We start from the raw sequence: 12147 nt of genomic DNA on the forward strand, positions 1-12147 counted from the left end.
AGGAAGACCACTACGGGGGACACCCTGATCAAACGCGGACCAGCAACTCCGCAGCTCGCGGGCCGATTCTGCCGTATTCCGGTGGTACACCCGCTACGTCCGCCCCGGTGACTCTGTCGCACAGCACGTGGCTTCCGGGCAACCTCCGTGTCGAGGCCGACGACTCGTGACAGTCGAAGAGGCGAGCTCACCAGTACCGAGGCCGGAGACCGGGCTGGTGTTGTGGGTCAGCCACCATGAAAGGCGAAGGCCGCCCAGTGCACGGGGTGGGCGAAGGGGACGGCGTCGGGGTCCTCGAAGGCCAGGAGACGGCGCAGGAAGGTGATCTCAGCCGGATACCAGTCGGTGAAGCGGGTGAGGATGTCCGTGGTGGTGGCGGTGCGGAGCCACGACTGGGCGGCGCGCAGGGCCTCGGCGGGTGGCAGGTCATCGGTGAGCCACCGTCGGAGCGTCGCCAGGACGACGATCATCGACGGGCCGTCGGAGATCTTCCACGCGGTGGCGAGGACGGAACCGGCTCCCGCCTGAAGGAGACCGGTCGGGAGGCTGATCACCTCGTCGAGGGCGGAGAGGTCGGGGAAGGCGGTCTGGCAGCCCGAGGCGATGACGAGGTCGGCGGTCAGCGGCAGGGCGAGGAAGTCGCGCAGGCTGAGGACCTCGTCATGGGCGAGCAGGAAGCCGTTGTCGGCGACGGTGCGCACGTCCGTGGTCGCATGGCAGGAGAACAGGACGAGCTGGGCCGACGGCAGGTGGGCACGGACGGCGTCCTTGTCGGCGGCGGGACCGTGGAGGGTCACCGTGTGGGGCAGGAGGGCGGCCAGGCCCCTGCCCTCCAGCTCGGCGTAGGGCAGGCGGCCCGCGGTCACGGGTTGTGGGTCCGCCACGCTCAGGGCCGAGCCCGGCGGGCGAGGAGTCGCGGGCCGCAGCGTGGCGTTCGGGGCGTAGCGGATCGTGGTGGTGTCGAGGGCGTATCGGCGGGCGCCGGGAGCGTCCGGGTCGGCCGTCCACGCGGCGTGCAGGGGAAGGAACGTCAGGCCGCCGGTGGGGACGAGCGTCAGGGCGGCGGGTGTTCCAGCGGCGTCGAGAACCGGGCCCATGATCGTTTCACCGAGCCAGCCGGTGGTGTCGTCGAGGACCCGCGCCCAGTGGTCGTCGTCCTCGGAGACCAGGGCCGTGGTGTACTCCAGCGCCCGGTCGAGCAGGGCCGACCCGCCCCAGGGAAGGTGGAGCGCGTGTCTTTCTCCCTCCGAGGGCGTGATCACGGCCAGGCACTCCTCGCCTGAGGCAATCAGGTGCACCAGCGGCAGCCCCGGTTCCCCGTCACGGGGGAATTCGGCGAGGGCCTGGGTAAGCAGCCGGGTCCGGCCGGTCTCGAGGACGTCGATCGCGGCGTCCAGGTCACCCGCCTTGACGAACGCCGACGCGGCCGCGCCGGGCACGCCGGAGATCTCCCGTAGCCATGCCTCCCGGTGGTGGCGGGTGTGCTGGATCGCGAACACGTCATTGAAACCCGCGACGCAGGCCGCGTACGCCTCGGCGGCAGGCCGCCAGGACTCCCGCGCGCTCAGCAGGTCGCCCCGTTTGCGGTTGGCGCGCGCCCGGACGGCGGGGTCGGCGAACAGCGCCGCGGCGGCCAGCTCGGCCCCGGCCTCCTCGTCGTCGCCCCGGGCGGACAGCAGATCGGCCAGCGTGAGCCGCAGGCGGGCCCTGACCTCGTCCGATGGGGCGACCGACAGGCTCGCCCTGGCCGAGGTGACGGCGGCGTCGAGAACGCCCGCGTCGCGGTCCTGGACGGCGAGCAGACCGGCCAGATTGGCCAGGTACTGCGCCCGGTAGGGCGCGGTCGCGGGCAGGAGGTCGACCGCCTGGCGGATCGCCGTGATGGCGGCGGCCAGCAACTCCGGACGCTCCTCGGCCTCGGCCCGCAGGCGCAACGCACTGCCCAGCGTGTTGAACATGACCGCTTTGGGGGTTCGCGGCAGCTCCCGGGCGGTCGCCTCCCGGAGCAGGGCGGTCGCGCGATCGAGGTCGGCCCGGCGGCCGAGAAGCTCGTACCGGGTGATGAGCGCGGTGCACAGGCCACCGATGTACTGGGAGTTGGCCCGGCCCGCCGATCTGATCGCCTCCTCGTCGAGGCGCACGCATTCGTCGAGGGCCGTAGCGTCGCCGGTGGCCGTGTACACCTCGTACAGGGTCCCGGCCAGCTCGAAGCCGAGCCGGGCGGTCAGGCCGGGGGTGGTGGTGGTCGCGAGCCGGTCGCGCAGCAGGAACTCGGCCTCGTGGAGGTCCTTCGGCCGGGTGGCGCCGGTCGCCCGCAGGCGCAGGGCGCCGCCGAGCCGGGCGGTCCGGTACACCGCCTCGATGTCGTCGCCGGTCCCGGCGAGCGCCCCCCGGAGCAGGACGATCGCGTTGTCGAGGTCGGCCGGGAGCCCGTACCGCAGATAGCGGTCGACGAGCCGGTCGCCGAAGCCGGCCAGCGCCGCCGGGTCGGGGCCCGCCTCGGTGATGAGGCCGCGCAGATCCGCGTCGGTGGTGGCCGGGTCGTGCGCGGCCAGCTCGTACCGGTCGACGGCGAGTTCCAGCAGCACCGAGGGTCTTTCTGGGTGGTCCACCGTGAGCTCGCCAAGAGCTTCGGCCCGAAGGCGTACGGCTTCCCGGAGCAGGGTCACGTCGTCGCTGGCGCGATAAAGCATGCTGAGCGCGTCGCCGAGTTCCCGGGCGTACTCCCAGCGGTCCGGTTCGTCGGGCGAAGACGCGGTGAGAGCCTGCCGGTAGACGTCGACGGCCTCGCGTAGCGTCTCGACGTCAGGCACCTCCCGGTAGCGGTCGCAGAGCCGCGCGGCCCATCGGATCAGCCGCTCGGACGTCGCCTCGTCCCGGACCAGCGCGGCGTTGATGCCGATGACCTGGTCGAGGTCCTCAAGCCGGTCGAACTCCAGATACCGCGTGTGAAACGCCGACGCCAGCCGGTCAAGGAGCTCGTTCCGCTCCTGAGGTGAGCCGGCGCGGGAGACCGCGGCAAGGAGCGCCTCGACGATCCGGTCGAGCGCGGCACGGCGGTCGGCGGCGGAGGAGTCCTCCGCCAGCGCGACGGCGACGACGCGCTGGGCCTCCGCCGCCGGATCGCCGGGCCGCGGGCCCGGATCGCGGACCTCCCGCAGGGTCTGGCGGACCGCGCGGTAGTGCTCGCCGATGGCCGCCCCGTACGGGACCCGGGCGAGCGCCTCCTCGATCATCACGCGGGCGGCGCCGTAGTGGCCCGCGTCGATCAGCGTCTCGGCGAGCCGTCCTCGTACGTAGTGATCTTCCGGGGCGAGGCGTACCGCCTCGCGGCCGGTCTCGATCGCGGCGCTCAGGTCGGCGGGGTCGCGACGACGGCGGTACCGGGCCAGCGACGTCAGGCTCAGGTTCGCGACGTAGGTCGGGTAGAGGGCGTCGGGGCGCGCCTGTTCGGACGCCGCCAGGCGGCAGGCGGCGATCGCCCGGTCGAGGGTCACGTCGTCGTCGTGGAGCGCCGACAGGTCGCGAAGGGCGTTGCCGAGGCTGTTGAGGAACGAAAACCGGTGGGGCGAGCGCGGCCCGGCGGTTTTGACGGCCGTACGCAGAATCGGGACGGCCTCCTCGATCTGGCCGAGGACGTGCAGGGACTTGCCGAGATTGGCCAGGTAGCCGGGCCGTTCCGGGTGGTCGAGCGGAGTGTGGTCGCCGAGGGCCCGGTTGAGCTTCGCGCCGCGTTCGGCGTCGCTCGTGCGTCCGGTGCGCTCGAACCGGTCGGTGTAGGCGTTCGCGAGTTCGTGCAGGTGCAGGATACGGACCTCGTCGTGGAGGCCCGGCCACCGCGGGTGGAGGAGTAGCCGCTCGCCGTCGTCGATCGCGGCGTCGGCCACCGCGGGGTCGTGCGCTGCCCGGCACAACCGGCCGAAGCGCTCCGACAGTTCGCGGACCCGGCGCAGGGCGGCTTCGGCGGGAATGAACTCGTCGGGATGGAACACGCCGCCCGCCCTCAACCCGGCCAGGTAACGCCGGACGCGGTGGGCCTCCCCGAACCTGCGGTAGACCTCAAGCGCGGACGCGAACTCGGTGAGGGCCGCGTCGACCTGCGGTCCGAGGAGCTCGGGATGGGCCGCCAGGATCGCGGCCGCGCGGTCGGCGCCGGAGGCGTTGAGGAGTTCCTCCAGCGGCCCGTACAGATGGGACACCGTGGTCGAGACGCCCAGCGGCAGCCCGTCGATCGGCAGGCGGGGCGTCTCACGCGAACCCCTCAGGCGCAGCGTCTGAACCGTCCAGGACAGGTCCGTCATCCAGGTGAGGGCCCTGGGGTCCTGGCCGGGCTGGGCGCGCGTCTGGCGCAGCGCCACCAGCAGGAGTCTCTCCAGCCGCTCAAGGACGTCGGCGGGCTCATCGGCGAGGAGCCGCCCCACCTCCGGCCAGGACGGCACCGGGCCGCGGATCAGCCGCCAGGCGATCCGGCTCGCCCGCGTCCACCCCCGTACGTCCACGTCTAGCCCTCCCGGGCGACGGTGAGCGCCGTACCACGGGTGAGGAAAGCGGTGATGCGCTGCCCGTCCTCCGGCTCCGCCCGCATCTCCCAGGGCAGATCCACCGCCTCGTAGAGCATCCTGCGGTGCAGGTCGAAACACGACTGGAGCATGATCGCGTAGTCGGCCGCCGCGGATCGCAGGAGCCGGTGGGCCACGGCCGCGACGACGGCCGCGGCGGGCAGTGCCCACCAGGTGAGGACCGTGAATCCGGCCAGGGCGACCCCGACGGCCCACAACCGCGCCATCTCGTCGAGCCTCGCGCGTGCCTGGCCGATGTCGGCGCGTGCCTGTTCCGGCAGCAGGATCCACAGCCTCGGCCAGCACGCGACGGCGTCGAGCCCGTAGCGGAGGCGGATCCTGAGCTCGGTCGCCCGCAGGAGATCCCCGAGCGCGGTCGGCATGCGCAGGTCGGGCACCGCCGGGACGGCCGCCCGGCCCGCGTCGAGCCGGGAGAAACGCAGGCGTTCCCTCGCGGTGAGCTCGTCGCGGCGCAGCGCGAGGTCGCGCCACCGCCGCGCTGATCGCTCGATCCGGCGCCCGCGAATCCGTGTCAGCGCCGCGCTGACCGGCCACGCCCACCGGGGCCAGTACCCTTCGAGCAGGCGCACCACCGGCAGTGTGAGGCTTTCCAGCAGCCGGGCCGATGCCAGGACGACCAGCAACGCCCCGATGAGCAGGGCGACCTGCGCGGCGGGCTCGGGGAACGCCGTCCGCCACTGCCGTCGCAGTTCCTTCCAGCCCGAGGTGGTTCCGGTCAGGCCGCCGTGCCCGTGCACCCAGACCAGCAGCCCACCGCCCCACAAGACCATCACCGGCGAGGTGAGCAGCCCGGCCCACCTGTCGGCGACCTTGCCTCCGAGCGGCGTCCACACCGACGTGAACACCGTCACTCCACCCTGACCAGCGGGCCGTGTCCCTCATCGCACGACGCGGGCACCGGCTCACCCACCTCGAACACGGGATAGGTGTATCCGCACTCCTCGCACCGGTAGACGATCGGCGCGGCGGGGTCGCCGAGCCCGGCCACCGCCGCGTATCCGGGCGGCCCTTCCCTCGGGACGAACCGCGCCCGGGCCAGTTCCTCCCGCATCGCCGCCCGGGTCTCCTTGCGCCACCCGAGGAGCTCGATGACCGCCTCCACATCGACGATCGCCTGCGCCAGCAAGGCGGACAGCCGTTCCTCCACTCCGGCCGCGTCCTCGCCCAAAAGGACGCCGAGCCGGGTACGGATCACCTGTGCCGCGGCCACGATCTCCTCGTCCCGCACGGAGGCCCCCTTCCTTCCGTTGATATCGGTTCGGGTGGGCCGCTCGTTTCAACCGGGCCTTCATGGGGGTGATCTTGGCCATGGCGATCCGGGGGCCATCAAAGACGTGAGGGCGGCCACAGGATGAGGATCGTGGACATCTCAGCCGTGAGCACACCCACCATCGCGATCACGACCTCGACGCCCCCGCTCGTGAGGGCCTGCGATATTCATCGCGACCTTGCCAGCGCGAAGCCCCACCGGTCGGCATCGACGCGCTGCGCGCCATGGTCAGCGTCTGCGACCTGAACACCCGCATGCGAAACGTCGGCCTGTAGCCGCGCTGTAGGATCTCACCGATCTGGCACATGTGCCAGATCGGTGAGACAGCCTTTCTGTGAGAGGGGTCTTTGATCCCTCTGGCTTTGATCCTTTCGTGCATGGGCCGGAGCTGGGATACCAAGATTCAGTCCTTGGTCTTGCAGGGATAGCCTGGCTTCCAGCGTCGGCTCGCCCCCCCGGGGGCGGTCGAACCTCGTCGGCGACCATCCGGCTGGTCGGTCGCCGGACAACGTGTCGGCTATGTCAATCGGTCGTGCTGGCGTGCACGGCGATGATTCGCCAGCCGTGCGTCTCGCCGTACAGCCAAGTACGGGTGTAGCGCATCCTGGCCGCGAACGGCGCACCGGAGACGGTCCCTTCGACGGTGCCGAGAAACCACGTCACCCCGGTGCGCCCATCGGCGAGCACGGTCAACTCCTCCTCGGCCACCCTCGTCACCACCTGCGTCCGAGTGCGGTGCAGCTCCAGGTCGTCCGCCTTGGTCGCAACGTTCGCGCCGAAGGTAAAGATCAGCCGATCATCCAGCAGCCGATCCAGCGCCTCGACATCTCCAGCGAGCTGCGCGGCCTGGAGTCGGCGCTCGGCGTCCCGCAAGTCCTCCATCATGAGGCCCACCCTCCCAGCCGGCGCCGTATCCGCGCCAGGACGTTCACGCTCGGCTGATCTTCGCAGTCCGATCCAGGGACTCCGATCGCCGGTGAGCGGAACCACGAGCGAGCACATCCGCTACATCCTCGACGAGCACCCCGTCGATCGACCGATCCTGACCGTCAGTCCCCGCAGGTGAGGAAACCGCCATGATCGTGAGACAAGCGGCTCACCACATCAGTGAGACAGTGCGGATGCAAATCTGCAGTGAGATGTCAGTGCCACTCACCTGGGCATCCTGCGTGAGATGTCAGTAGATCTGCATGTGCTGTCAGTGAGAATAACTCACTTATTTGATCTTGATATTTGTCTTTCGAGCGAGGTAGCGGGGTTTGGGTGCGGCACTGAACGAGCTGACCCAGCAGGGCCCCATCGAGACGGTCGCCTGGACGGTGGAATCGACCGGCCCCTCGCACGCCCCACCTTCACCGCGGCCGCCGCCACCCCCCTGGTCGCCACGGACACGTCCGTGCGCGGCCAGGGGAGCGGGGCGGCCGCAGCCGCACTGCTGACCGGCCTCGACACGGCGTGACGGTGTCGAGGCTCCAGTGTTCTCGCCGATCACCTTCCCGGCCAGTCAGCTGCCTGACCGGTTCAGGGCGGTGCACGACGTGCTCCCGTTCCGGCCCGCCCGCGACCTGCTGCGTGCCGGGCTGGTGTCGGGCGGCCAGGGGGTGAACTGGCCCGACCTGGTGGTGCTGATGGCCTGGTGCCTGGTCGGGCTCGCGGTCAGCGTTCGCGCACTGGTCCGCCGTTCATGAGGTGCCCGGTGAGAGGCCGGCGAACCGTCCGCGCCCGGTCCGGCCGACGGACCGGGCGGGCCGCGCGCCCGGCAACGCGGCGGCCGAGGCGTTCAACGGCACCCTCGAGGTCGAGCTCGATCCAGGACTCGAGGCGGTCGACCAGCGCGAAGCAGTCCTGGCAGGTCAGGACCCTGTTCTGGTGGGACCGAACGTGCCAGGACCGAGCTGCTCCGCATCCTCTGCCGGTCGATCGGGCTCGTCAGCCCAAATACTTCTCCCAGGGGCCCGTGATGGCCAGGGTGAGGCCGGGGTCCTGCATGTTGACGAAGAGCACCTTGCCGTCGGCGGTGAAGGTCGGGCCGCAGAACTCCGAGTCGTTGAGCTGGTTACGAGCGATCGCGTACGTCGGGCCGCCCGGGATCGAGCTGAGCACGTGGGAGGCGCCCGAGCCGTCCTCGGCGAGCACGAGGCTTCCCCACGGGGTGACGGTGACGTTGTCCGGGCCGTCGAAGGTGAGGTCGCTGTACTTGGTCGGCGTGCCTTCCTCCGACGCGGTCTGGTGCGGGAAGTACGTCACCAGCTGGATGGTCTGGGCCCGGTAGTTGTAGAACCAGACCATGCCGTCGTGCGGGGCCGCGTCCGCCGGGAGGTCACCCTCGTCCCACGCGTAGGAGTTGACCACGTACACGCCCTCGTCGGTGCCCCACACGCCCTCGAACTTGCGTCCGCGGGTAACCTGGCCGGCGGCGAACTGCTCGCGCACGGTCTTGGTCCGCGCGTCGCGCTCGGGCACCTCGATCCACCGTACGGGGAAGGGGCGGCCCAGCTGGGCGGAGGTCAGGTAGGCGACGTCCGGCAGCACCGAGCCGTCATCCATGATGATCTGCATCGCGGCGAGGACGCCGGCGTCCGGAGCGAGGCGGGTGAGCACCCCGGGGCCGAGCTTGACGCCGCGGGGCGCGGTCCAGCGGTAGAAGAGGCCGTTGGGCCCGTCGGCGTCCTCGGAGAGGTAGATCTTGGTGCGGTCCTTGTCGATCGCCAGGGCCTCGTGGGCGTAGCGGCCCAGGCACTTGATCGGCCTCGGGTCCGCCTTGCCGTCGGCCGAGACCTCGAAGACGTAACCGTGGTCCTTCTGGAAGACTCCGGACTTGCCGTTCTCCTTCCAGGAACCCCCGGCCCGCTCCTCGGCCTCCTCGCAGGTCAGCCACGTCCCCCACGGGGTGGGCCCGCCCGCGCAGTTGGCGATGGTGCCGGAGAGGGCGACGAACTCGCCGTGGTTGCGGCCCGCGCGGTCAGTCCTGATCACGGTGCAGCCACCGGCGTCGACGGCGCCGGGGTCGTAGACAGTGCCCTTGACGTGCGGTACGCCGAACTTGGCGCCCGGGTCGATCTCGTGGTTCTGGATCAGGGTGTAACGGTCGCGGCCGGCGTCGTAGACGGCCATGCCGTCGTGGTCGGACGGGGTCGTTCCCTGACCGCCGTCGAGCCGAGTGACGCCGGTCTTGGTGACCACGGAGTATTTGAAGCCCTTGGGCAGGGCCAGGATGCCGTCGGGGTCGTCCACGAGCGGCGGGAAGGGCGGGTGGCCGCTCCCGGCTGGCGGGCGGGGCCGGTCCGGGTGGGACTGGGCCAGGGACGGGAGGCTACCGGCGACGGCAAGGCCTACGCCGACGGCACCGCCGGTGAGGAGGGTACGACGAGAAGGAGACACCTGGGCTAACTCCTGTTCAAAACAACCATGATGACTTGTCAACCAACTCCTGTGGACCGACGTGAACACTTCATCCATGTGATGGAACGGCGACATCGAGGCAAAGAATTAGGGCTGATCATGCCCATGTCCACGTGTTCGGGGCGTTTAGGTGGATACCGCACGCGCGGCCGAGGGCTTCCCCGGCGGTTCCGGCCGGAGGCCGCCGGACGGGGCGGGTGACGCCGTACCCCGGCCCCAGAAGTCGGTTCACGACGAAGCGGCCTGATGACACCGGTGGTGAAGCGGACACGGCCGATGCCGCGTACACCCGTTCGTCCGCGGGCGGGGTGAGCGCTCGCGCGCGGTCATCCGGCCGTTGAGGTGCGCGGTCGGCGCCGGGGTTGAGGAATCCAGGAGCAGCGGCTGGCGCTGAGAATGATCATGGATCTTCGCCCTGGGGCAGAGGTTGATCATTTCCGGTGAGGTTTCGGCCATCGTGGCGACACCTGGCAAAGCGGCTGTTATCGTGCGCGCCGAGTTACAGAATCGCGATCACACGCGCATGCTCTCTTCGGCGGGCCCAGTGACCGTCCGCCACCACTTCACAGGCTTTGCGCCAGAACCGCCTCGTTAAAGACCTGTGAATGTCACTTTGGCCTTACGGAGCAACCTGGACGGTGGGTTGTGCATGGAAGAGGTATGCCATCTGAGATTCAACGAGTGGTAGCGAAACCATCGCCACCAGGGCGGCCGCCCGCTGAGAGCGCGGGTGATGCCGTCGTGGCCGAGGTGTTCTTGGCCCACCGGCTTGGCCTGGTCCGTTTGGCGTTCTTGCTGGTAGGGAGCCAGGAGACCGCCGAGGACGTCGTCCAGGACGCCTTCGCGGCACTCCATCGTCGGTGGAGCCGATTGGTCGACCATGATCGGGTGCTGCCCTACCTGCGGACGGCCGTGGTGAACGGGTGTCGCATGGTCCATCGGCGGCGGGCGATCGTCGGCAGGTTCATCGGTGACCGGGAGACACCGTTTTGGTCGGCGGAGGCCGCCATCCTGCTGGGCGAGACGCGCCGGGAGGTGTTCCTGGCCGTGCGTGCGCTGCCGCGTCGCCAGCGCGAGGCCGTGGTGCTGCGCTATTACCTCGACCTGTCGGAGGCGGAGATCTCCGAGGCCATGGGAGTCAGCCGCGGAACGGTGAAGTCGACCATTTCCCGAGCCCTTAGGGCACTCACCGCGAAACTGGAGGGGAACCGATGAGCCCACGGACCGAAGATCGACTCCGCGATGCCTTCGCCGTCGGCGCCGAACTGATCCGCGCCGAGACTTTGCGCCCGGCCGAAGAGAGCGCGCGGGCAAAAGTCATCGCGCCGCGGCGCGGACTCGTCCTGGCCATCCCGCTGGCGGCCGCCCTTGTCGTCGCCGTCGTAAGCGCGGTCGTCGTTACGGTGGCCGGGATACGCGCTTCGGCTCCGGCCGGGCCCGCAGCGAAGACCCTCTCGGGTCCGCGTTTTCTGCTGGCCGCCCACAACGACGGGGTGACAGTCCGCGACGCGCAAACCGGGAGGATCACAGGCCGGGTCGGATTGCCCCGAGCCCCCGAGGGGAGCCTCCGGGAGCCCGGTGGATACCTGCTGGCCGGGACCGGCGAAGGCACGACGTTCTACGTCGCCCAGAGCGTGACATCCCGCCAGACACAGGTGAGCACCACCTGGTTTCATCGGGTGCGGGTCGATGAGCGGGGAAGCGTGGCCGAACTGGCCCGCGACGTGATCCCCGCGGTGACCGGCACGACCGCGAGTTCCCTCGCCGTCACCGGTGACGGCACTCAGCTGGCCTACAGCCTCGACGGCAAGGTGTGCGGTCAGGGAAAGACGCCGCGCTTTTGTCCCGGAGCACAGCTCACGGTCGTCAACCTGCCCGCGGGGACGAGACGCACCTGGACGACGAGCGCCGCGGAACAGATCAGGAACCTCTCATGGGCGGCTGATCGCCGCGTACTCGGTTTCGTGGTGAAATCCGAGGCCCGGGTCCTGGACACCGCCGCCACCGGCACCACGCTCGCAGGGAGCCGCGTCGTGGCCCCGGGGCAGGAGGCCACGACTTCGGCGATCAGCCCGGATGGGCGAAGCATGCTGATCGGCCGCACCCATCTGTCCGACGGCCGGCAACCGCATCGCTACACCATTGATGAGTACTCCGTCACAGACGGCCGCAAGATTCGCACGCTGCTCAGCGAGGACCGCCACGGCAAGACCATCGCCTGGTGGAACCTGATCCGCTACGACGCTACCGGGCGCCACCTGCTGGTCGTAGGGAACTTCTACCCGCTGAGCAGGCTGGACGACGGACGGGTCACCCCCTTGCTCTACCACGGGCCTTCAGATCCGCATCTCTCGGACTCCCCGCCGCCGGCGATAGAAGCGGCCTGGTGAATGACTGCCAGGCGGCCCTCTACTCGGGGTGCCGTGTCGGGGGTCCCCGGTTGCGATTGCCGATCACTGCTGCCGTGCTCTACCGCCTGGGCCTTCCGCTGGCTCGATGCCGTGGGCCGACGAAGGAGGCGTGCGGCGCCGAACACCCTGGCCCGCGTACGGTGAGGACCGAAGTCGTGATCGTCACGACCTGGCCCAGCTCCTTCCGGAGTTGTCCCGCGATGAAAGCCGTTTCGGCCGAAACGGCTGAACACCCGGACGAGATCATCTCTCTGACCTGCAAGAAGAGGACAAAGGCCCCAACGATCGCATCGACAAGATCGGCCCCCAGGTGGTCAGGCACCACAACACCAGCCTGCTCACCGAGATGATCGCCGACCTGGAAGCCCGGCTCACCGAGCCGGCTGCGCCCTGACCAGGACAGCCTTTCACGTCGTGGGCCGGACCGGGAAAAACCTGGTCCAGCCCACTTCAAACGGCTGACCAGCTAGTTCGCTGGACAATC

General features: G+C 70.0%; 9 protein-coding genes. 4 read left to right on the plus strand and 5 right to left on the minus strand.

All coding sequences use genetic code 11. The annotated features are described in order from the left end of the window. Positions 1-227: 227 nt before the first annotated feature. From ACW9TB_RS27875 to ACW9TB_RS27890, 4 genes are all read right to left on the minus strand, one after another. The gene (locus ACW9TB_RS27875) at positions 228-4499 is read right to left on the minus strand and encodes a CHAT domain-containing protein (protein ID WP_472751028.1); all 4272 of its coding nucleotides are present in this window, start codon (positions 4497-4499) and stop codon (positions 228-230) included. Positions 4500-4501: 2 nt separating this feature from the next. Next, positions 4502-5425, minus strand: coding sequence for a hypothetical protein (locus tag ACW9TB_RS27880; protein WP_472751029.1), 924 nt, complete (start codon positions 5423-5425; stop codon positions 4502-4504). 2 nt (positions 5426-5427) lie between these two features. Beyond that, the gene (locus ACW9TB_RS27885; protein ID WP_472751030.1) at positions 5428-5808 is read right to left on the minus strand and encodes an FmdB family zinc ribbon protein; all 381 of its coding nucleotides are present in this window, start codon (positions 5806-5808) and stop codon (positions 5428-5430) included. Between the two features lie 564 nt (positions 5809-6372). Next, positions 6373-6735 (minus strand): nuclear transport factor 2 family protein, encoded by a 363-nt coding sequence (locus ACW9TB_RS27890; protein WP_066367953.1) that lies wholly within the window; start codon positions 6733-6735, stop codon positions 6373-6375. Between the two features lie 590 nt (positions 6736-7325). Here ACW9TB_RS27890 and ACW9TB_RS27895 point away from each other — a divergent pair. Then, the gene (locus tag ACW9TB_RS27895; protein ID WP_472751031.1) at positions 7326-7538 is read left to right on the plus strand and encodes a hypothetical protein; all 213 of its coding nucleotides are present in this window, start codon (positions 7326-7328) and stop codon (positions 7536-7538) included. Positions 7539-7779: 241 nt separating this feature from the next. On the opposite strand, the gene ACW9TB_RS27900 is transcribed toward ACW9TB_RS27895, so the two are convergent. Further along, positions 7780-9084 (minus strand): alkaline phosphatase PhoX, encoded by a 1305-nt coding sequence (locus ACW9TB_RS27900; RefSeq protein WP_472751032.1) that lies wholly within the window; start codon positions 9082-9084, stop codon positions 7780-7782. 18 nt (positions 9085-9102) lie between these two features. Here ACW9TB_RS27900 and ACW9TB_RS27905 point away from each other — a divergent pair, with 18 nt between their 5' ends. The 3 genes from ACW9TB_RS27905 to ACW9TB_RS27915 all read left to right on the plus strand — a co-directional run bounded on the left by ACW9TB_RS27905 (position 9103) and on the right by ACW9TB_RS27915 (position 11642). Continuing rightward, on the plus strand, positions 9103-9240 hold the full coding sequence (locus ACW9TB_RS27905; RefSeq protein WP_472751033.1) for a hypothetical protein: 138 nt from the start codon (positions 9103-9105) through the stop codon (positions 9238-9240). A 753-nt stretch (positions 9241-9993) separates the two neighbouring features. After that, on the plus strand, positions 9994-10467 hold the full coding sequence (locus ACW9TB_RS27910) for a SigE family RNA polymerase sigma factor (protein WP_472751034.1): 474 nt from the start codon (positions 9994-9996) through the stop codon (positions 10465-10467). Further along, positions 10464-11642, plus strand: coding sequence for a hypothetical protein (locus ACW9TB_RS27915; RefSeq protein ID WP_472751035.1), 1179 nt, complete (start codon positions 10464-10466; stop codon positions 11640-11642). Before ACW9TB_RS27910 ends, ACW9TB_RS27915 begins: the two co-directional genes overlap by 4 nt. Positions 11643-12147: the final 505 nt, after the last annotated feature.

It is taken from the genome of Streptosporangium sp. H13245 (assembly GCF_055690525.1).

Coding starts and splice junctions, on each gene's coding strand:
- ACW9TB_RS27890 (WP_066367953.1), bottom strand. CDS start 6,735: ATGATGGAGGACTTGCGGGACGCCGAGCGCCGACTCCAGGCCGCGCAG.
- ACW9TB_RS27915 (WP_472751035.1), top strand. CDS start 10,464: ATGAGCCCACGGACCGAAGATCGACTCCGCGATGCCTTCGCCGTCGGC.